The organism is uncultured Deefgea sp., assembly GCF_947072475.1.
Classification (GTDB): domain Bacteria; phylum Pseudomonadota; class Gammaproteobacteria; order Burkholderiales; family Chitinibacteraceae; genus Deefgea.
This window is the reverse complement of record NZ_CAMTIA010000014.1, coordinates 47,961-69,526: the sequence shown is the minus strand read 5'-3', so window position 1 is coordinate 69,526 and position 21,566 is coordinate 47,961. Positions and strand designations below refer to the sequence as shown.

Genomic DNA, 21,566 nt, shown 5'->3' with positions numbered 1-21,566 from the left:
AAATTCATCTAGATGAAAGGACTATGATGCGCCAAGAAAAAATCTTACTCACTCCAGGGCCACTGAGCACCAGTTTGGCAACGCGAACGGCGATGCTTAAAGATTGGGGCTCATGGGATGGCGATTTTAATGCCTTAACCGCGTCGGTTTGCGCTGATTTATTGGCGATTGCCAACGGCCAAGCGCAGCACTGCTGCATTCCATTGCAAGGCTCAGGCACTTTTGCCGTTGAAGCGGCCATTGGCACGCTGGTGAATAAGAGCAGCAAAATATTGGTGCTCAACAACGGAGCTTATGGGCAAAGAATGCACAAAATCGCGCAGAAAATCGGCTTGAATGTAGCAACTTTAAGCTGGCCTGACGGCGTGCCAGTGGATCCAGCAGCGCTCGATGCGGCGCTGAGCGCCGATCCCAGCATTGGCTATGTGGGCCTGATTCATTGCGAAACCGCCACCGGTCTTTTAAACCCACTGAGCGACATCGCCAACATCGTTGCCGCGCATGGCGCCGAGCTGATTGTTGATGCGATGTCGTCTTTTGGCGCGTTAAACATTGATTTAGCGCGGATGCCGATTTGCGCGCTCATCGCCGCCTCAGGTAAATGCTTAGAGGGCGTTCCCGGCATGGGGTTTGTGATTGCCAAAACCAGCGCCATCGCACTGGCCCATGGCAATAGTCCATCGCTGGCGCTCGATTTGGCCGATCAATACGATTATCTACAGCGCACTGGGCAATGGCGCTTTACGCCACCGACGCATGTGGTGGCAGCACTACGCGTGGCGATTGACCAGTATCAAGCTGAAGGCGGCCGCCCTACTCGCTTAGCACGCTATACCGCCAATGCTAACGTATTAATCAAATCGTTAAGCCAAGCCGGTTTAGCTTTATTTTTAGCGCCTGAGTTGCAAGCGCCGATTATTTTGACTTTCCACGCGCCGCGCCATCCTGATTATCAATTTAGCGCTTTTTATCAGGCAATGAGCCAGCGCGGATTTTTACTCTATCCGGGCAAACTCACCACGGTAGAAACCTTTCGCGTTGGCTGCATCGGCGCGATTGACCCAGCGCAACTGCAACAAGCCGCGCACGCCATTATCGACGTCCTCACTCAATTGAACTGGCTTAGCCCAGCGGAGAAACATCATGCTTAATACTTCACGCGCTTACACCGGTCCATTACAAGCCGTTATCTTTGATTGGGCTGGCACCGTGCTCGATTTTGGCTCATTTGCCCCCACCCAAGTCTTAGTTGAAGCTTTTGCACAATGCGGCATCGCAATCACCTTGGCCGAAGCACGCGTACCGATGGGCTTAGCTAAGTGGGATCACATCAAAGCCGTTGGCCAAACGCCAAGCGTTGCTGCGCGCTGGCAAGCCAAATTTGCTCGCGAAATGAACGACACTGATGTGGACCACATTTACTCACTCTTTATGCCGCTGCAAATTTCGCATGTGGGCGAATTTTCGCAACCGATCACCGGCGCCATCGACACCATTAAACAATTGCGTGGGCACGGACTTAAAATTGGCAGTTGCACCGGCTACCCGCGCGCTGTAATGAACACATTGCAACCTATCGCCACGCAATACGGCTTTACCCCCGATTGCACTATTGCCGCCGATGATCTCAAAGCGGGCGCCCGCCCGGGACCTTGGATGGCGCTGGCCAATGTCATTGAACTGGGCATCAGCCATGTTGCCGCCTGCGTTAAAGTCGACGACACTGTGCCGGGCATTGCTGAGGGCTTAAATGCGGGCATGTGGACCGTTGGTTTAGCGATTAGCGGCAATGAAGTTGGCCTCACTGAAAACGAGTGGCTGGCACTCACGCCGAGCGAGCAAGCGCCGTTACGCGAGCAAGCCTGCGCCAAACTCAGCGCCGCCGGCGCGCATTTTGTCATCGACAGCATCGCTGATTTACCCAGCGTGATCACGCAAATTGAACATGCTTTAGCACAAGGCCAGCGGCCATGAGTGAGACTTTTCAACCTTGGTGGTTTGCCGACGCGCTCGCGCAAGAAAACCGCCCGCCACGCCCGAGTTTGAATGACAAGCGCCACGCTGATGTGTGCATTGTCGGCGGCGGCTATACCGGATTGTGGACGGCGATTTTACTCAAACAACAACAGCCCGAGCTGCAGATTGTCATCATCGACAAAGGTCTGTGCGGCAGTGGCGCATCGGGGCGCAATGGCGGTTGCGTGCTGACTTTAGCCCCCAAATTAAGCACGCTCACGCGGCTATTTGGTGAAGCTGAAGCCATCAAAATCGTCAAAGCTTCAGAAGCCGCCGTTTATGCGATTCGGGATTTTTGTGCGCAGTATCAGCTGCAAGCCGATCTGCGCATTGACGGCGCGCTCTATACCGCCACTAATCGCGCACAAAGCGGCAGTATGGACGGCGTATTGGCGGCGCTCAACGCGCATGACATCAATAGCTGGCAGACTTTAGATCGCGATGAAGTGCAAAAAATCGCCGGTTCAACTCGGCATTTATCTGGGGAATTTTCACCGATTGCGGGCAGCGTGCATCCGGGGCTCTTAGTGCGCGGCATGGCGCGCGTTGCCGAATCCTTGGGCGTGCTCATTTATGAAAACACCGCCATGCAGCGCATTGAATATGGTCAGCCAGCGCGCGTGGTCACCAGCGATGGTGAGGTAATCGCCCTGCAAGTGGTGTTGGCGATGAATGCGTGGATGGCCAGCCAGTTCCGCCAATTTGCGCGCAGCATTGCCATTGTGTCGTCCGATATGGTGATCACCGAGCCCTGCCCTGAAGCAATCCAAGCGCTTGGCCTCACGCATGGAGCATCCATTTGCGATTCGCGGATTTTTGTTCATTACTATCGCAGCACCAGCGATGGCCGCTTAATGCTCGGCAAAGGCGGCAACACCTTTGCTTTTGGCGGCAAAATGCTCGCCGAATTTGACCAAGCTAGCCGCTACCAAAGCCAGCTAAAACAAACGCTACACGACTTTTTCCCGCGTTTGGCTGAGGTACCGATTGCCGCCTCGTGGAATGGTGCATCCGATCGATCCGTCACCGGTTTGCCGTTTTTTGGGTTTCTCGATCAACAGCCCAATATTTGCTACGGCTTTGGTTATTCCGGTAATGGCGTGAGCACCTGCTATTTAGGCGGGCAGATTTTAAGCAGCATGGTGCGGGGGGAAAAAGACGGTTGGGCGCAGTGCGCCTTGGTTAGCGGACCATTGGGTTACTTCCCACCGGAGCCAATACGCTGGCTAGGCAGTATGCTGGTGCGCAACGCCATTCGCCGCAAAGAAGCGTGCGAAGACAACGATCAACGCCCGATGTTCTTTGACAAAATCCTCGCCCGCTTTGCCAACGCCGCTGGCAAAGCAGATAAAGCCTAAGCCACCAACGAATCTACCGCGTGCGCAAATCTTTTTGCACATCATACTAGGGTATTTACCGCCAGCTCTTTATATTCAAAGCGTATGGCTATATACCTATGTAGAGTATCTAAACAGGATTTGCGCACGCGGCACGACGCCGCATTGATTGCGTGATTAAATTGAATCTCGCCAGCGTACATTAGCCGCAATACATTCGCAGGCAAACAGCTTCACTCCACCGTCTTAAACGCAAAATATGTATTTTTTACAATCATTAATGATTGTTTTACGATCATTTTAGTCTTATTCTGCGAATCTCTTTACTGCGGACGCGAAATAATGACACCGATTAAAATGGCCCAAACCAGCCAAAAGCTAGCCTACTTTTCTTTATGCCTAGCCTTAACGATTTTGCTCTTGAACGCCGCCTTTTGGCTGTTTCCGACATTGGCCGCATCCAGCCAACAAGCCGGCTTAGGTTTGTTACTCACTACACAAGCGCAAGCCTATTTAAATCCACTGACGGCGCTGCCCATGTGGCAAGTGGCTGGCGCGATTGTGTTATCGAGCATTCCACTATTGGCGATTAGCTTTGGTCTGTACCATTTACGCGCGCTATTTCAAACCTATGCCCGTGGCGATTATTTTTCGCTATCCGCTGCCAGCCACTTAGGCAAAGTGGCGCATGCCGCAATCGGCTGGGCGGTGCTGGATTTTATTTGCTCGCCGCTGCTGATTTTATGGGTCACGATGCTCAATCCTGTGGGGCAACGCGTACTGAGCATTAGCCTAACCCCTGCCAGTTTAATGCTGGTGTTTTTAGGGCTTAGCCTGAGCGTTATTGCGCATATTTTGCAGCAAGCCAGCGCATTAGCCACTGAAAATCAGCAGTTCGTGTGAGCCACAAAATGCAAATTTTAGTCAAACTCGATGTGATGCTGGCCGAGCGAAAAGTGAAGTCCAAAGACCTTGCTCAGCATATCGGTATTACTGAGCAAAATTTATCGCTACTGAAACAAGGCAAAGTCAAAGGCTTGCGCTTTTCGACTTTGCTGGCGATTTGCGATTTTCTCGATTGCCAGCCCGGTGATTTATTGCAATTTAGCCGCGATAGCCCGCCGGACCATGAAGTTAGCGATTAATACGCCACCAGCAGCCATCGCCACGCCTCACTGGCGCTGGCTTTTGCTGCTCTCAGTCATTCTGCATGCGGCGGTACTTATTGGCTGGCCTAGCATCGAGCCAACCCCTCCTGCTCAAGCGCCACTGGTTTTCACTGTATTAGCCACGCCCATCGTGAAACAGCCAAGTCCTACCACAACAGCCGCGCCAGCCATCAAGCCACAGCCTCGCACTCGCCCTGCCGCTGCAACCCGAACGGTTCCAGTTCGCTCTGCCACTGAAATACAAGCGAACCCAGTTCGCCCTAAAATCAGTACGCGCAAGCGTTTATCTGCCAGCAGCATGGATGCCGCAAAACCCGCGAGTCAAGCCTTAAATCTTGCTCTACCGAGCGAAGCCATCCAGCCAGAGCGCCAGCAATTAGTACAGCGAACTCAAAAGCCAGTGCCACTCAATACCCAGCTCAACGAACACGAAACCACGCTGAGCAAAGATTTGAAAAAAGCCACTCGCCGCGATTGTCGTCACGCGTATCGCAGCATGGGTTTATTGGCGATTCCATTTTTGATTAAAGACAGCGTGAATGATGAAGGCTGTGATTGGTGAGTAAACATAAGTCAGTGATCTCAATACGTCTGCTTGCGCCAAAGCAAGCGTTGCGGCTAGGGCTGTGGCACACTGATAGTCTGCCTTTTATATTTGCCATCATGAATCTTGCTACCGCCAAAACCATTGTCACCCACTGGGATCAACCGATTATTCGCCAGCTGTTTTGGTATTTGATCATTCCTGCATATGTTGAAATCCAGCGCGCCGATCCAGTTAGGTTTACTTATCGCAACGCCAAGGGCATGGCCTATCGCTGGCTGTTTTTATGGCAATTGGCGCTGTCGGTGCTGATTTTAATGGGGGTAAATACCGTCACCGCCAGTTGGCCAAGCGAGAATTTAGCGGGCAATTTGCTGCTTATTATTAAGCTGATCAACGCTTATTTTATTGCCATGTATGGCGTCTGGGCTTTGGCGTATTGGTCGATGAAAATGCCGCGCTAGATTTCTGGCGTAATCAGCAATTGAATCGCATTGGCAGCAAAACGCGTGATGCCGTATTCAATCACTTGACCGTGATCGTCTTGATAAACGCTCTCGACATACAGCACTGGCTGGCTTTTGGGTTGCGCTAATTGTGCGGCGACTTCAGGGCGTGGAATTCGGGCGGTAATTTTGGATGATTTTCTGCTCATACTCACCACACCGGCGGCGCGTAGCGCATCACTCATCACGCCGTACTCGGCCAGCAGCGTATTAAAACCCGCAAAGCGTGGCAAAGGCAGGTATTCAGTGCAAACGCCAACCACTTGTTCGGCAACAAAATCCAGCGCTTCGATTTTTAACACTTCACTACCGGCGGCAATTTCAAGCTGCTGGCACACCTCGTCGCTGGCAATGATCACGTCACTGCGTAAAATTTGGCTTTCGCCACTCAAGCTTTGCGCTACCAAGCTATGCGAAAAGCGCCCGCGCCGCCCCATTTGGTAATCAATTAAATCCTCTTGCACAAAAGTGCCGCGCCCTTGCTCGATCCGCACCAAACCTTGGCTTTCTAAAGCTTGCACCGCACGGCGCACGGTATGCCGGTTGACGGCAAAGCGCTGCGCCAAAATCGGCTCCACCGGCAATTGGCCGCGTAAGATTTTTTGGGCGATGTCTTCAGCCAATAAGGTGGCGATTTGCTGCCATTTGGGCGGGGTCTTTGGCATGGTTATCCTCTATAGTCTGCGCCATTATACGGCGCGAAGATGACGTCTAGACGAAAGAAAAATGACACATCCATACCCTAATGCCGTTCACTTAAACCAAGTGAGCGGCATTTTTTTCCTCGATTTCATTGCTGATGTCGCTTTTGACGCAAAGGCGCAGAGAAAATCAATTGCAAAACCCTGAATTTCCTCCGCGCCTCTGTGCCTCTGCGTCAGGTTTTCAGGGTTTTTCGTTAAGTGAACTGTATTTACATCCATACCGTGGTTTTTACATCAACACGCTCAGCTCGAAAGAACAGCGCCCAATCATTTAGCGCCGGATTGCACGCCATCGATTCAGCACGGCAGCGCTGGACTCTCGATTCATATTGACTGCGTTCGGCATTTTTTGCCGTCGACCAGCAGTTGAGCTGGCCAAATTCGTCTTTTCACTATGCTATTGCAGCCTATCGTCTAGTCTGTTGGCAGGCAGTACCGGTTTAAGGTCTGCCCTTTTCGATGAACTTTGTTGCTGAATATTTCTTTTTTTTAAATAAGGATGTTGCGATGAAAAAACTAACCCTCACTGCTGCTGTATTAATCGCTATTGCCGCACAAGGCGCTTTTGCTGCCACTGCCAGCAGTACGGCGAGCGCAAAAAAACCCGTATCTAAATGGATGTGCGAAGACTTTCTCGCTATCGATGAAAGCTATCAGCCTAAAGCGGTGTATTTTGCTGAAGGCTTTAATAAGAAAAACAAACCCGTTGATTCAGTGATGGATGTAGATGGCATTGAAAAAATCGTGCCTATGGTGATTCAAGAATGTAAGAAAGACCCTAAATCATCGTTCTGGAGCAAAGTGAAATCCAGCTGGACCAAGGTCAAAGCGGATATGTAATCGCGGGATGTAATCGTAATCGCACAGCAAAAAAGCCAGATTTTTTCTGGCTTTTTTTATTGCTAGCGCCAAAGACAGGCCAAATTTACGACAAAATTTATCGCTACTGACATGACTTGCTAAGCCAACCCAGCGGTATAAAGTGCTTGTGATAGCATCATGCTCACAGCATCAAAGCCACCGCTTTTTGCAACGCGCCAACCCTTCACGCTGCTTGGGGACAATATGAGTTTTTCGTTTCGCAATGTTCGGTATTTTATTGCAGTGGCCGAAGCGGAGTCGGTCACCCGTGCAACGCAAACACTGAATATTTCTCAATCGGTGATTACCGAAGCGATTAAATCACTCGAGGCCGATCTGGGCGTGCCACTGTTTCAGCGCCATGCGCGCGGCATGGTGCTCACCCATGCTGGGCATCAATTTTTGCGCCATGCGCATGAAATTTTGGCGGTGGTACGGAACGCGCAACAAGCGCTCAATGCGCGGCCCGATGCGATGACTGGCCAGCTTAATCTGGGCGTAACGGGCTTAATGTCGGGCTATTTTTTATCGTATTTACTCGATCGTTTTCGCCGAACTCTACCCAAGGTCGAAGTGCGCATTGTTGAAGATGAGCGCGGCTATCTCGAGCATTTGCTGGTTAATGGCGAGCTGGATCTCGCCATTGTGCTCACATCCAATATCGAAAACCGCTTAGCGCTTGAAGTAGAAGTATTACAAGTTGCGCCATGGCGAATTTGGCTGCCTAGCAATCACCCGCTGTTAGAGCTCGGTAGCATTAATTTAAAAGAAATCGCCAATGAAGCGATGATTATGCTCAAACTCGATGAGCTCGATGACAACACCACCGCTTTTTGGCGCGCCGCCGGATTAAAGCCACGCGTGGCCATGCGAACGCAATCGGTCGAAGCGGTGCGTAGCTTGGTGGCCACCGGTGCCGGTTTATCGATTTTGCCCGAAATGCTCTATCGGCCATGGTCATTAGATGGTGATCGGCTGGAAGTGCGGCCAATTCAAGAAAGCATGCCGGTGCTTGAAATCGGCGTGGCGTGGCGACGCGGCAGCCCACTTTCTGAAGCGGCACAAAATTTCTTACTGATTGCCCGAGAGTTCGCTCGCTCGCGTGGACTGCCCACCGCGCGGATTGAACCGGCCAAATCTTAGTCTCTGTTGCATTGACTCCTCACTGATATACCGCGGTGGCGAAGCGCTTTGCAATCCAAAAAAAAGAATCCTGCTGCTGTGCGTTCTAATAAATCGATGGCACAGCAATAACCACCCCCTCGCACTATGCCGGCCATTACGCAGCGCAACACGCTAGCTGAAAATCAAAAATTCCGCACGATCCAAGCCATGCATTAGCCACTTCAGCAAAGCGATGCAATCTCTGAGATCAGGGCAATCCCAGATACCTTAGATGTATATTAATTTAACTATTACAAATAAAAGTCTACAGCCATATACCCATCATTTTTTTAAAACCGTGTTGATTGAAATTCGCAGCCACAACGCTCTAATTCACTTTCAATCGATTAGTTTCGCGAAAGCAAAATACCAAGCTGGCACACAATAAACCACGCAAAAAAGCCAGACCAAGCTGTGTTTGAGCATTTGCCGCCGATGCAGTCCACACATTGCCTGCCATGCTATCTGTTTTTTCGATGGATTCGATTGGCAATGCCAACTAGTCGTGCTCCAGCCATTGCCTACAATCAATACACCACCTCTTGGAGCGCCATCATGAAACGGTTTAGCCCGATTGCAGTCAGCCTTTTAGTCGCCAGCTCATTCACCATCGCCAATCCGCCAAGCAGCTTGGGTAAACCCGAAGGCAAGCTCAATATCATTGCTTGGCCCGGCTATATCGAACGCGGCGAGTCGGATAAAAAATACGATTGGGTGACTCAATTTGAAAAAGAAACCGGCTGTAAAGTCAGCGTAAAAACCGCCGCCACGTCCGATGAAATGGTCAGCTTAATGAATCAAGGCGGTTACGATTTAGTCACCGCCTCAGGCGACGCCAGTTTGCGACTGATTTACGGGAAGAAAGTCCAAGCCATCAATCCCGCGCTGATTCCCAACTGGAATACGCTCGATCCACGTTTAAGCAATGGCGCTTGGCATACCGTTGATGGCAAACACTATGGGGTGCCTTATCAATGGGGCGCGAATTTCTTGGCGTATAACAGCAAAATTTTTGCTGGCAAAGCGCCAGACAGCTGGTCGGTGGTGTTTGAAGAACAAAAACTACCCGATGGCAAAAGCAATAAAGGCCGGATTCAAGCCTACGACGGCGCCATCTATATTGCCGATGCGGCGCTGTATTTAATGAAAAAAAATCCAGCTTTAGGCATTAAAGATCCGTACGAACTGAATGAAAAGCAATACCAAGAAGTGCTCAAATTACTGCGCGCACAAAAGCAGCTTAGCCATCGCTATTGGCACGATGTCACCGTGCAAATGAATGATTTTAAAAACGAAGGCATTGCCGCCAGTAGCGCTTGGGGCTACCAAATCAATGCGCTGCAAGGCGAAAAATTCCCGATCGCGGCGGTGATTCCCAAAGAAGGCGCCACCGGCTGGGCCGATACCACCATGCTGCATAGCGAAGCGAAAAACATCAGCTGTGCTTACAAATGGATGGCGCATTCACTCAATCCAAAACTGCAATCGGGCTTGGCCGAATGGTTTGGCTCTAACCCCGTCGTGAGCAAAGCCTGTGCCGAAAAAGCCCCCGGCGGCAGTGATTTTTGTAAAAGCAATGGCTTTGAGCGTTTTGGGCAAATCGCTTTTTGGAAAACACCCCAAGCGCAATGCCGCAGCCAAACGCAATGCGTCCCTTATAGCCGCTGGACTAAAGACTACATCGCCATTATGGGTGGTCGTTAGCGCGCTATGACTCGGCTTGTTCTACAAGCCGAGCGCCTCGCAGGTTTTTTCAATTGATGGTGAAACCATTCGCCGCTAGATACACGCGGCGGCGAATCGGGCTGCGCCATCCGCAAGGACAAAATATGCACATTGCCGTCGAATTTCAGCAAGTGAGTCGTCATTTTGGCGGCGTGCGCGCGGTCGATGAGGTCAGCGTACAAATCATGGATGGCGAGTTTTTCTCGATGCTCGGGCCATCTGGCTCAGGCAAAACCACGTGTTTACGACTGATTGCCGGCTTTGAGCAAGCCAGTGCCGGAGCCATCTTCATTCACGGCGTGAGCGCGCAAGGTTTGCCGCCCTATCGGCGTGACGTCAACACCGTGTTTCAAGACTATGCGCTGTTTCCGCATATGAATATCCTCGATAACGTCGCGTATGGGCTCAAGGTCAAAGGCATTGGCCAAGCGGAGCGCTATCGACAAGCGGAAGCCGCTTTAGACATGGTGGCGCTTGGCGGATTTGGCGCGAGAAAACCCGGTCAAATGTCAGGCGGACAACGCCAGCGTGTGGCGCTCGCCCGCGCCTTAGTCAATCAACCCCGGGTGTTATTGCTCGACGAACCATTGGGCGCGCTCGACTTAAAATTACGCGAGCAAATGCAATCGGAGCTCAAAGCGTTACAAAAACAACTGGGAATTACGTTTATTTATGTCACCCACGATCAAGGTGAAGCCTTGTCGATGTCCGATCGGGTAGCGGTTTTTAATCAAGGCAAAATCGAGCAAATTGATACGCCAAAAATGCTGTACTCCCAACCCAAAACAGTGTTTGTCGCTGATTTTGTCGGCACAGCCAATGTGATTCGCGGCGCACTGGCCGAACAAATCACTGGCGCTGCGCAAGCATTTGCGGTGCGCCCAGAACAAATTCGCCTCGGCGCCAGCACCAGCGAGCCGCAAATCAATGGCCAAGTGGCTGATATTCATTACCTGGGTGCCAGCAGCCGTTTGGCCTTGCAAGTCAGTAGCGGCGAGCGCGTTTGGGTCACGCTGGCGAACGATAGCGCCGTTATTCCAGCAATTGGCAGCGCGCTCACCGTGCATTGGCCCAAGCACAGCATGGTCTTACTCAACGAGACCGCATCATGAGCAGCCCAACTCAATTCCCAAACCAATGGATGCCACTACGCAGGCTGTCTGATTTATTTTGGCGTCAACCCAAGCTCTTATTGCTGGTGCTGCTTTTGCCGCCCTTGGCTTGGTTTGGCATTGTCTATTTAGGCTCTTTGCTGGCCTTGTTATGGCAAAGTTTTTATACCTTTGATGACTTCACGATGGCCGTCACGCAGCAATTGACCTTGGCCAACTACCAAGCGCTGTTTGATGCCGCCAATTACGATGTGGTACTGCGTACTTTTGTAATGGCGTGTGCGGTGACCTTAGCGTCGGCCATTTTGGGGTTTCCGATTGCCTACTATATGGCGCGCTATGCCAAGGGCTGGCAAAAAGGCGCGATGTATGTGGCGGTGATGCTGCCGATGTGGGCGAGCTATATCGTTAAAGCCTATGCGTGGACAGTGATTTTGGCCAAGGGCGGCGTGGTGTACTGGTTTTATAACCAGCTGGGTTTAAGCAGCGTCATCGATGCGCTATTGGCGCTGCCCAGCATCGGTGGCAACTCTTTGTCGACGTCCAATTTAGGGCGTTTCACCGTATTCACCTATATCTGGCTGCCTTTTATGATTTTGCCGATTCAAGCGTCAATCGAGCGCATTCCAGCCAATTTAATCCAAGCCAGCGCCGATTTAGGCGCGACACCACGGCAAACGTTTTCCACGGTGATTTTGCCGCTGGCGTTTCCCGGCGTTGTCGCCGGTTCGATTTTCACGTTTAGCCTCACGCTGGGCGATTACATCATTCCACAATTGATTGGCCCATCGGGTTTATACATCGGCACCATGGTGTATACGATGCAAGGCTCGATCGGCAATATCCCGCTCGCCGCCGCGTTTACCGTCGTTCCGGTGTTGATTATTGCCCTCTACCTCACCATCGCCCGCCGCTTAGGAGCTTTTGATGCGCTTTAATCCCACAGATGCCAATGCCCCTCGTGCGCCGTGGTGGTTAACGACACTGGCTATCGGCGGTATTTTCTTTTTGCATTTTCCGATCATCATGGTCGCACTGTATGCGTTTAATACCGAAGAATCGGCGTTTAGCTTTCCCTTGCAAGGATTTACTTTTCGCTGGTTTATTGCCGCTAGCGAGCGCAGCGATTTACTCGAGGCAGTTTGGCTATCCATAAAAATTGCACTCATCGCGACTGTATCGGCCTTAGTGCTAGGCACGATGGCGGCTGCAGCGCTATACCGCCGTAATTTCTTTGGCAAAGAAGCAATTACGCTGGTGCTGATTTTGCCGATTGCGCTGCCCGGCATTGTGACGGGGATTGCGCTGCTTTCGGCATTTCGTTTGGCCGATATCGAAACCGGCTTTTGGACTATCGCCATCGGCCACGCTACGTTTTGCGTAGTGGTGATTTACAACAATGTCGTCGCTCGCCTACGCCGTAGCGCGTATAGCTTAATCGAAGCGTCGATGGATTTAGGTGCCGATGGCTGGCAAACCTTTCGCTACGTCTTACTGCCACAACTCGCAACCTCCTTACTCGCAGGTGCAGTGCTGGCTTTTGCTTTGAGCTTTGACGAAATTATCGTCACCACCTTTACCGCAGGCCAACAACAAACCTTACCGATTTGGCTACTCAATCAGCTAGGCCGCCCGCGCGATGTGCCGGTGACCAATGTTGTGGCACTGGGCATTATGTTGCTCACCACCCTGCCGATTTTATTGGCTTGGCGATTAACCCAAGGCACTGAAGACACCGCCGGTGCCAGTAAATAATGCGACCAGCAACCACGACCCGCCCCACAGGAGATAGCGCGATGAATAAACAATTACTCATCAATGGACAGTTTCAGCTTGGCGAAGGTGCTGTTGAAGAGATTCTCAATCCCGCCACCGGCGAAGTCATCGAGCGCATTGCCGAGGCGTCTTTAGAGCAAATCCAAGCCGCCGTTTCGGCCGCCAATGCCGCCTTTCCCCATTGGGCGCTGATGGTGCCTAAAGATCGCAGCATGCTGTTACTGCGATTGGCCGATCGCATTGAGGCGACGGCCAGTGAATTTGCTCGCTTAGAGTCGCTCAACTGTGGCAAGCCCTATTTGGCGGCGCTCAATGATGAAATCCCGGCGGTCGCCGATGTGTTTCGCTTTTTTGCTGGTGCGATTCGCAATCAACACGGCGCATTAGCCGGCGAATATTTACCCGGATTTACCAGCATGATTCGGCGCGATCCCTTAGGTGTAGTCGCCAGTATCGCGCCGTGGAATTACCCACTGATGATGGCCGCGTGGAAAATCGCGCCAGCGATTGCCGCTGGCAATACGGTGGTGATCAAGCCATCAGAGCAAACCCCGCTGACCACGCTTAAATTGGCGACACTGATCGCGGAAATCTTGCCGCCTGGCGTAGTCAACGTGATTACTGGGCGCGGCGATAGTGTTGGCAGTCCACTGATTAACCACCCGGCAGTGCGCATGATTTCATTAACTGGCGACGTCTCAACCGGTGGGCGGTTTTTAGAAGCGGCCGCCAAAACGGTGAAGCGCACCCATCTGGAATTGGGCGGCAAAGCGCCAGTGATTGTTTTTGACGACGCTGATTTAGACGCCGTGGTCGCAGCGATTCGCAATTTTGGCTATTACAACGCCGGCCAAGACTGCACCGCAGCGTGCCGCATTTATGCCGGTGCCAAAATCTACGACAAACTCGTCGCCGAGCTCTCCAGCGCAGTCGCTAGCATCAAATATGGCGAGCAACATTTAGACGGCGTTGAAATGGGGCCGTTGATTTCTGAGCGACAACGCAGCCGCGTCGCGAGTTTTGTCGAACGCGCCGCGCAATTGCCGCATATTGAAGTCACCGCAGGCGGGCGAGCCGTTGAAGGGCGCGGTTTTTTTTACCAGCCGACCGTCATTGCTGGCGCTTTGCAAAACGATGAAATCGTTCGCCGCGAAGTCTTTGGCCCAGTGGTGTCGATCACCCGCTTTACCGAGCCAGAACAAGCGCTAGCATGGGCCAATGATTCCGATTATGGCTTGGCCAGCTCGGTCTGGACGCGCGATGTGAGCCATGCCATGCAATTTGCCGCCAAGCTGCAATACGGCTGCACTTGGGTCAATACGCACTTTATGTTGGTGAGTGAAATGCCGCACGGCGGCATGAAACGATCGGGCTATGGCAAAGACTTGTCGATGTATGCGCTGGAAGACTACAGCTGTGTGCGTCATGTGATGGTGAAGCTGTGAACCAAACGGCATGGCGGTGCGCGATATGAATCGTGCGCTCAGCATCAAAATACATCCATCAGGTATATCAATCTAAGTCTTATTTTATATAGCCAACAAAGCAATACCTATAGGTAAGAATCAAGGAGATCGCGATGAGTAACAACCAAACCCTGCGCCAACGCCAAGCTGCGGCCACACCGCGCGGCGTGGGCGTGATGGCGCCATTTTTTATTGAACGCGCACTCAATGCCGAGCTGTGGGATGTGGAAGGTCGCCGTTTTATTGATTTTGCCGGCGGTATTGCGGTGCTTAATACCGGACACTGCCACCCCACTGTCAGCGCCGCAGTGCAAAAGCAACTCGCCGCCTTTACCCATAGCTGTTATCAAGTTGTGCCGTATGAATCGTATATTGCTTTAGCGGAACGCATTAATGCTTTAACACCGGGGACGCATGCCAAAAAAACCGCTTTTTTTTCTAGCGGTGCCGAAGCCGTCGAAAACGCGATCAAAATCGCGCGTGCCGCCACCGGCCGCAGCGCGGTGATTGCTTTTACTGGCGGCTTTCACGGCCGAACGATGATGGGCATGGCGCTCACCGGTAAAGTGGCGCCGTATAAAGTCGGCTTTGGCCCCTTCCCCGGCGAGGTGTATCACGCGCCTTTTCCGCAAGATTTACACGGCGTGAGCACCGAGCAATCACTGCAAAGACTCAATGAGCTATTTAAAGCCGATGTCGATCCGCAGCGCGTGGCGGCGATTATTTTTGAACCGGTGCAAGGCGAAGGCGGCTTTTATATTGCGCCGCCAGAATGGCTACGCGCGCTGCGGCAATTGTGCGATCAACACGGTATTTTGCTGATTGCCGATGAAATCCAAACCGGCTTTGCTCGCACTGGGCAATGGTTTGCGATGCAGCACTACGATGTATTGCCCGATTTAATGACGCTGGCTAAATCATTAGCCGGCGGCTATCCATTATCCGCCGTGTGTGGCCGCGCCGAAATCATGGACGCACCGAATCCGGGCGGCCTGGGTGGCACGTATGCTGGCAACCCACTGGCCATTGCCGCCGCACACGCGGTCTTGGATGTGATCGACGCCGAGCAACTCAATCAACGCGCTAATCAACTCGGTGATCGACTCAAAGCGCGCTTGCAAACCATCGCCAGCGCCGTGCCGCAGATCGCCCAAATCCGTGGCTTGGGCGCGATGGTGGCCATTGAATTGATTGACCCCGCTACGGGTGAGCCCGACGTCGCCAAAACCAAGGCCATTCAAGCGCACGCCTTGGCTCAGGGTTTAATTCTGCTAAGCTGTGGTACTTACGCCAATGTAATCCGCTTTTTATTTCCACTGACCATCGAAGACACGGTCTTTGCTGAAGCGCTGGATATTTTAGAGGCGGCACTAAAGGGGAATACCGATGCTGCAACTTGATGATCCAACCCTACTGCGCGAACACGCACTGATCGACGGGCTTTGGCAATCGGCCGACGATGGCGCAACGCTAGCGGTGAATAATCCGGCGGATAATTCGCCAGTCGCCTTAGTGCCTTGCATGGGCGTTGCCGAGACGCAACGCGCCATTTTTGCTGCACAAGCGGCGCAAATCGAATGGCGCGCGCGGTCAGGCAAAGAGCGATCGATTATCTTGCGCCGCTGGTTTGATTTACTCATGCAGCATCAAACTGATCTCGCCAAAATCATGACCGCCGAGCAAGGCAAACCCTTGGCCGAAGCCAAAGGTGAAATCGCTTATGCCGCCAGCTTTATTGAATGGTTTGCCGAAGAAGCCAAACGGCTTGATGGTCATGTATTGCAGCATCCGCAAGCGGATAAACGCATTTTGGTCATCCGCCAAGCCATTGGTGTGACGGCAGCGATTACGCCGTGGAATTTCCCAGCGGCAATGATTGCGCGTAAAGCCGGGCCTGCGCTGGCTGCAGGCTGCAGCATGGTGGTTAAACCCGCCAGCCAAACGCCACTGACTGCTTTGGCCATGGCCGAGCTCTCATTACGCGCCGGCATTCCGGCCGGAGTTTTTAATGTCATCACCGGCAAGGCCAGCGAAATCGGTGGCGAGCTCACGCGTAATCCAATTGTGCGCAAACTCAGCTTCACTGGCAGTACCGCCGTTGGCAAAGCCTTAATGGCGCAATGCGCCGCTACCATTAAAAAAGTGTCTTTAGAGCTGGGCGGCAATGCGCCATTTATTGTGTTTGAAGATGCCGATCTGGATGCCGCCGTGGCTGGCGCTATGATTGCCAAATTTAGAAATGCCGGACAAACCTGCGTGTGCGCCAACCGGATTTTGGTGCATGACGCGGTGTATGACGAATTTAGCCATAAGCTGCGTATCGCGATGCAAGCCCTCAAAGTCGGCAATGGCATGGATTCAGAGGTGATACTTGGTCCTTTGATTGACGATAAAGCCATCGCCAAAGTCCAAGAGCACCTGAGCGATGCACTCGAGCATGGCGCAGAGCTTTTGCTCGGCGGCGGTCTGGATACTTTAGGTGGCCGTTTTTTCCAGCCTACTTTGCTCAGCCATGTCACCACCGCAATGAAAATCGCCCACGAGGAAACCTTTGGCCCAGTGGCGCCGCTATTTCGTTTTTACAACGAGCGCGAAGCGATTGATTTGGCCAATGACACCGAATTTGGCCTAGCGGCGTATTTTTATAGCCGCGATATCGGCCGAATTTTCCGCGTAGCCGAAGCGCTTGAGTCCGGCATGGTGGGCATCAATACCGGCCTAATCTCGAATGAAGTCGGCCCATTTGGCGGCATCAAGCAATCCGGTCTAGGCCGAGAAGGCTCGCGCTTTGGTCTCGATGATTATGTTGAATTAAAGTATCTGTGTATTGCGGGGCTGTAAATCGATCCAAACCGCTTAAATTGACCCAAAAAAAACCATCAGCGCAAGCAAGCCCTGATGGTTTTTTCTTTGAGTCAACCCGCAGCAAATGTCACTGGATGCGCGGCAAGCCATTGCCATTCCTCATCGGTAAACAATCGCGAGCGCGTTAAAAATCGGCGGCCGGTGCCACTTTCTAAAGAAAACATCCCACCCATCCCAGCCACCACATCGATGTTTAATTGCGTGTGTTGCCAGTATTCAAACTGTGAGGCACTCATATAAAACGGCGCACCGCCAATATCGCCCAGATATACATCGCCAGCGCCAACGTGAAACTCCGTGCGCGAGAAACACATCGGCGCGCTGCCATCACAGCAGCCACCCGATTGATGAAACAGCAAAGCACCATAGCGCAGTGCTAACGAATCAATTAACTGCAATGCGGCATCGGTAGCGATCACTCGCGGTACCACCAGATCTATATTCGTCATTGACATTCTCCTGGGCGATCCGCGATCCGCAAACAGCAAACAGCAAATCGCATCGCCCAGCGGATTTTAGAAAAAGCCCAGCGCTTGATTGGAATAGCTCACGAGTAAGTTTTTAGTTTGTTGATAATGATCGAGCATCATTTTGTGATTTTCTCGACCTATCCCCGATTGCTTATAACCACCAAAAGCCGCGTGCGCCGGATACGCGTGATAGCAATTGGTCCAAACTCGGCCCGCTTGAATCTCACGGCCAAAGCGATACGCCTGATTGATATCTCGGCTCCAAACACCAGCACCCAAACCGTATAAGGTGTCGTTGGCGATTTCTAGCGCTTCGGCTTCAGTTTTAAAGGTGGTGACCGAGACCACTGGGCCAAAAATTTCTTCTTGGAAAATGCGCATTTTGTTATGACCAACAAAAATCGTTGGTTGAATGTAAAACCCTTGGCCCAACTCGCCATCAAGCCGTGTAGCCTCACCGCCGGTTAAGCATTTGGCGCCTTCTTGTTTGCCTAAATCTAAATACGACAAGATTTTTTCAAACTGCTCTTGCGATGCTTGGGCGCCAATCATGGTATTGCCATCGAGTGGATGACCTTGGCGAATGGCTTTCACCCGCTGCACCGCTCGCTCCATAAATTGCTCGTAAATCGACTCTTGAATCAATGCGCGCGATGGACAGGTACACACCTCGCCTTGGTTGAGTGCAAACATTGCAAAGCCTTCGAGTGCTTTATCAAAATATGCGTCATCGGCTTGCATCACACTGGCAAAGAAAATATTTGGGCTTTTACCGCCTAATTCGAGCGTCGCCGGAATCAAGTTTTGACCGGCGTATTGCATAATCAAACGCCCGGTGGTGGTTTCTCCAGTAAAGGCAATTTTGGCAATGCGTTTGCTACTGGCTAGCGGTTTACCTGCCTCTAGACCGTAGCCATTGACGATATTGAGTACGCCCGGTGGTAATAAATCAGCAATCAACTCCGCCAACACCAAGATCGAAGCTGGCGTTTGCTCGGCAGGTTTTAACACCACACAATTGCCGGCAGCTAATGCGGGAGCGAGCTTCCAAGTGGCCATTAAAATCGGGAAATTCCACGGAATAATCTGCCCGACAACGCCCAGCGGCTCATGAAAATGATACGCCACCGTATCATGATCAATTTCTGAAATACCGCCTTCTTGCGCGCGAATGGCGCCAGCAAAATAACGAAAATGATCAATCGCCAGCGGGATATCGGCCGCGCGTGTTTCACGGATCGGTTTGCCATTGTCGATGGTTTCGGCAACGGCCAGCATTTCTAAATTGGCTTCCATCCGATCGGCAATTTGATTCAAAATCCGTGCGCGCTCCGCTGCGCTGGTGCGGCCCCATGCTCCTTTGGCGGCATGCGCTGCATCCAGCGCCAACTCCACATCGGCCGCTTTCGATCGCGCCACTTGGCAAAAAACTTGTCCGGTAATCGGCGTGATATTGTCAAAATATTCACCATCGAGCGGCGCTTGCCATGTGCCATTAATAAAATTGCCATACTGCTGACGATAGGGAAATGCAATATTCAAAAACTTCATTTCAGCATGGTTCATTTGCGTTCACTCCTTAGATTTAATCAAAAAATGACACTTCAACTTGGCGGCAACAATCATCGTCCTATTACTCAATCCACGCTGTAACACGCGTTTGACTTGGTTTTTTGGGGCGAACTCTGTTTGCTACTCAAGCTATTTGCAAAAGCCATGCCTAGTTTTAAAAACCAGATTAAGCCTTGATTTTATTAGATATATTTCAAACCCAGGATTGAACACAATAGCGTAAGTGTGTCAATTTTGAACACTGACACTGAACAGTTGAACACCGATGAACAACCGTTGGCATAGTGTGATTAAGGCTCAATTTGCCTTTTTACCGCACGCAGGCACACAATAAAAATCAGCCCTCGGCTGGCAAAACCAACTCACTGGATAAGGAGCGGTTGTGGATCAATTTCAATTGCAATCGACGCAATTATTGGCAGCGCATCAACGCTCAGCGCAATATGGTCTCGATGCCGTGCAGCAAGCTGACTATGTCATTTTATCGGCCAAGCAACTGCAAGCGCAGCAAGACGAGCAGCGCGGGTTTTATCTACAAGCGCTGCCAGTACTGAGCACGCTGTATCAACAAATCGCCAAAAGTCACAGCACGATTGTGCTCACTGACGCCAATGGGCTGGTGCTGCATGCCTTAGGTGACGATCAATTTTTAGCCAAAAACCACAAGGTTGCCCTCAAGCCCGGTGCCATCTGGAGCGAGCAATATCAGGGCACCAATGCCATTGGCACGGCTTTGGCCGAGCAACACGCCATCACCGTGCATGCCGAACAACATTTTTTACGCGCCAATCAAGGCCTCACTTGCGCCAGCGTACCGATTTTTAGCCCCGATTCCAGCCTGCTTGGCGTGATTGATGTAACGGGTGATTACCGTAGTTACCATGCGTCAACGCTGTCGTTAATCAAAATGTCGGCACAAGAATTAGAAAATAAAATCCTCGATCATGCCTTTCATGACGCCCTCTATATCAGCTTTCATAGTCGAGCTGAATTAATTGCAACTGCGATAGAAGGCATTTTGGTGTTTGATCTCGATGGGCAATGCTTAGCGGCCAATCAAAGCGCGCTGTTTCAGCTCGGTGCTGCGGCAGCAACGTCATTTGCTCACTGTTTTGATACGCGCCATCAATCGATCAACGACATCTTTAGCGCCTGCCGCTTTAGCCCAGCGCAGCTGACGCTGACTTTGCACAATGGCATGCGTATTGCGGCCATCGCCCGCTTTGCTAGCGCGCCGAAAACGCAGCAAAGCAAGCGGTTTTCGCATTTAAATTACCTCAATACCGGCGACGCCCAAGTGGCCCGCATTATTGAGCGCGTGAGTAAAGTATTAGGCCATGAAATTCCGATTTTAATTACCGGCGAAACCGGCAGCGGCAAAGAGCTTCTAGCGCAAGCGATTCATAAAGATTCGCCGCAAGCCAGCAAAAACTTTGTCGCAATCAATTGCGCGTCGATTCCAGAATCGCTGATTGAATCTGAATTATTTGGCTACGCAGAGGGCGCATTTACCGGAGCTAAACGCAGTGGCAACCATGGCAAAATCATTCAAGCGCAGGGTGGGACTTTATTTTTGGATGAAATTGGCGATATGCCCTTGGCTTTGCAGGCGCGCTTACTGCGGGTATTACAAGAAAGAGAAATCACGCCGCTGGGCAGCGATCGCTCAATTGCGATTGATATGGCGCTCATTTGTGCCACCCACCGTGATTTAGCCGCGCAAGTGGCGCAAGGCTGGTTTCGCGAAGACTTGTATTATCGAATTCAAGGGCTCACGGTGAAACTACCACCAGTGCGCGAACGCAGCGATTTAGCGGTTGTCATTGGCAAAATCTTGCATAATTTAGGCCAAAAACAATTGTCACCAGCGGCGCTGGCGCGGTGTTTGAACTACGATTGGCCGGGCAATTTTAGGCAGTTATATATGGTATTACGCACGGCTGCGGCCTTGGCGGGCGATGAAAAGCAACTGGATATTGCGCATTTTCCTGATGAGTTTATCGACGCAACGACCGTCAATCCTGAGCAAGCAAGCCATTTACACACGCTCTCAACACAAGCGATTCAAACTGCGCTCGCTGCGCATCACGGCAACATCTCTGCCACTGCGCGCGCTCTGGGTATTTCACGTAATACGGTTTACCGGAATAAATAATTGAAATTAATAACGACACGACTGATCCAGCCACCTCAGCATGGCATCACAGTCGTTTAGATTTTTTGCTGATTTTAAAGGGTATATTCATGTAGAACATACAAAATATAGCCCCCATTAATAT

Annotated in this window: 20 protein-coding genes; 17 read left to right on the top strand and 3 right to left on the bottom strand. The window is 51.6% G+C overall.

Annotated features, from left to right (window positions below; all coding sequences use genetic code 11):
• The first annotated feature begins 23 nt into the window (after nucleotides 1–23).
• The 7 genes from Q0V82_RS07005 to Q0V82_RS06975 all read left to right on the top strand — a co-directional run bounded on the left by Q0V82_RS07005 (nucleotide 24) and on the right by Q0V82_RS06975 (nucleotide 5,530).
• Entirely contained in the window at nucleotides 24–1,151 is a 1,128-nt protein-coding gene (locus tag Q0V82_RS07005) for a 2-aminoethylphosphonate--pyruvate transaminase (RefSeq protein ID WP_297574059.1), read from the top strand.
• On the top strand, nucleotides 1,144–1,974 hold the full coding sequence (gene phnX / locus Q0V82_RS07000) for a phosphonoacetaldehyde hydrolase (protein WP_297574057.1): 831 nt from the start codon (nucleotides 1,144–1,146) through the stop codon (nucleotides 1,972–1,974). Before Q0V82_RS07005 ends, phnX begins: the two co-directional genes overlap by 8 nt.
• Nucleotides 1,971–3,374, top strand: a complete 1,404-nt coding sequence (locus Q0V82_RS06995; protein WP_297574055.1) for an FAD-dependent oxidoreductase — start codon at nucleotides 1,971–1,973, stop codon at nucleotides 3,372–3,374. The genes phnX and Q0V82_RS06995 overlap by 4 nt, the downstream gene beginning before the upstream one ends.
• 321 nt (nucleotides 3,375–3,695) lie before the next feature.
• Nucleotides 3,696–4,256, top strand: coding sequence for a DUF2975 domain-containing protein (locus Q0V82_RS06990; RefSeq protein WP_297574053.1), 561 nt, complete (start codon nucleotides 3,696–3,698; stop codon nucleotides 4,254–4,256).
• Nucleotides 4,257–4,264: 8 nt separating this feature from the next.
• The gene (locus Q0V82_RS06985; RefSeq protein WP_182077474.1) at nucleotides 4,265–4,498 is read left to right on the top strand and encodes a helix-turn-helix transcriptional regulator; all 234 of its coding nucleotides are present in this window, start codon (nucleotides 4,265–4,267) and stop codon (nucleotides 4,496–4,498) included.
• A complete protein-coding gene (locus Q0V82_RS06980) occupies nucleotides 4,482–5,084 on the top strand; it encodes a hypothetical protein (protein ID WP_297574049.1) in 603 nt (200 codons plus the stop codon). Before Q0V82_RS06985 ends, Q0V82_RS06980 begins: the two co-directional genes overlap by 17 nt.
• Nucleotides 5,085–5,185: 101 nt before the next feature.
• Nucleotides 5,186–5,530 (top strand): hypothetical protein, encoded by a 345-nt coding sequence (locus Q0V82_RS06975; RefSeq protein ID WP_297574046.1) that lies wholly within the window; start codon nucleotides 5,186–5,188, stop codon nucleotides 5,528–5,530.
• Here Q0V82_RS06975 and phnF read toward each other — a convergent pair.
• Entirely contained in the window at nucleotides 5,527–6,237 is a 711-nt protein-coding gene (gene phnF, locus Q0V82_RS06970) for a phosphonate metabolism transcriptional regulator PhnF (protein ID WP_297574043.1), read from the bottom strand. The genes Q0V82_RS06975 and phnF overlap by 4 nt on opposite strands.
• Before the next feature lie 546 nt (nucleotides 6,238–6,783).
• Here phnF and hdeA point away from each other — a divergent pair.
• The 9 genes from hdeA (at nucleotide 6,784) to Q0V82_RS06925 (ending at nucleotide 17,221) form a co-directional block, all read left to right on the top strand.
• Complete coding sequence (gene hdeA, locus Q0V82_RS06965; RefSeq protein WP_297574040.1) at nucleotides 6,784–7,116, top strand: acid-activated periplasmic chaperone HdeA; 333 nt, start codon at nucleotides 6,784–6,786, stop codon at nucleotides 7,114–7,116.
• Between the two features lie 225 nt (nucleotides 7,117–7,341).
• On the top strand, nucleotides 7,342–8,280 hold the full coding sequence (locus tag Q0V82_RS06960) for a LysR family transcriptional regulator (protein WP_297574037.1): 939 nt from the start codon (nucleotides 7,342–7,344) through the stop codon (nucleotides 8,278–8,280).
• 513 nt (nucleotides 8,281–8,793) lie between these two features.
• Nucleotides 8,794–10,005, top strand: coding sequence for an ABC transporter substrate-binding protein (locus tag Q0V82_RS06955; RefSeq protein WP_297574034.1), 1,212 nt, complete (start codon nucleotides 8,794–8,796; stop codon nucleotides 10,003–10,005).
• 125 nt (nucleotides 10,006–10,130) lie between these two features.
• Entirely contained in the window at nucleotides 10,131–11,138 is a 1,008-nt protein-coding gene (locus tag Q0V82_RS06950) for an ABC transporter ATP-binding protein (RefSeq protein ID WP_297574032.1), read from the top strand.
• Nucleotides 11,135–12,076, top strand: a complete 942-nt coding sequence (locus Q0V82_RS06945; protein ID WP_297574029.1) for an ABC transporter permease — start codon at nucleotides 11,135–11,137, stop codon at nucleotides 12,074–12,076. The genes Q0V82_RS06950 and Q0V82_RS06945 overlap by 4 nt, the downstream gene beginning before the upstream one ends.
• Nucleotides 12,066–12,893 carry an ABC transporter permease gene (locus tag Q0V82_RS06940; RefSeq protein WP_297574027.1) on the top strand — a complete coding sequence of 276 codons (828 nt, stop codon included), beginning with the start codon at nucleotides 12,066–12,068 and terminating at the stop codon, nucleotides 12,891–12,893. The genes Q0V82_RS06945 and Q0V82_RS06940 overlap by 11 nt, the downstream gene beginning before the upstream one ends.
• A gap of 41 nt (nucleotides 12,894–12,934) precedes the next feature.
• Nucleotides 12,935–14,359, top strand: coding sequence for a gamma-aminobutyraldehyde dehydrogenase (locus Q0V82_RS06935; protein ID WP_297574024.1), 1,425 nt, complete (start codon nucleotides 12,935–12,937; stop codon nucleotides 14,357–14,359).
• Between the two features lie 134 nt (nucleotides 14,360–14,493).
• The gene (gene gabT, locus Q0V82_RS06930; RefSeq protein WP_297574021.1) at nucleotides 14,494–15,780 is read left to right on the top strand and encodes a 4-aminobutyrate--2-oxoglutarate transaminase; all 1,287 of its coding nucleotides are present in this window, start codon (nucleotides 14,494–14,496) and stop codon (nucleotides 15,778–15,780) included.
• Nucleotides 15,767–17,221, top strand: coding sequence for an NAD-dependent succinate-semialdehyde dehydrogenase (locus Q0V82_RS06925; protein WP_297574019.1), 1,455 nt, complete (start codon nucleotides 15,767–15,769; stop codon nucleotides 17,219–17,221). The genes gabT and Q0V82_RS06925 overlap by 14 nt, the downstream gene beginning before the upstream one ends.
• A gap of 74 nt (nucleotides 17,222–17,295) precedes the next feature.
• Here Q0V82_RS06925 and Q0V82_RS06920 read toward each other — a convergent pair whose 3' ends face one another.
• Both Q0V82_RS06920 and adh read right to left on the bottom strand, forming a co-directional pair.
• The gene (locus Q0V82_RS06920) at nucleotides 17,296–17,694 is read right to left on the bottom strand and encodes a DUF779 domain-containing protein (RefSeq protein ID WP_297574016.1); all 399 of its coding nucleotides are present in this window, start codon (nucleotides 17,692–17,694) and stop codon (nucleotides 17,296–17,298) included.
• Nucleotides 17,695–17,760: 66 nt separating this feature from the next.
• Complete coding sequence (gene adh / locus Q0V82_RS06915; protein ID WP_297574013.1) at nucleotides 17,761–19,281, bottom strand: aldehyde dehydrogenase; 1,521 nt, start codon at nucleotides 19,279–19,281, stop codon at nucleotides 17,761–17,763.
• 388 nt (nucleotides 19,282–19,669) lie between these two features.
• On the opposite strand from adh, the gene Q0V82_RS06910 reads away from it, so the two are divergent.
• Nucleotides 19,670–21,442, top strand: a complete 1,773-nt coding sequence (locus Q0V82_RS06910) for a sigma-54-dependent Fis family transcriptional regulator (RefSeq protein WP_297574010.1) — start codon at nucleotides 19,670–19,672, stop codon at nucleotides 21,440–21,442.
• The last annotated feature ends 124 nt before the right edge of the window (nucleotides 21,443–21,566 follow it).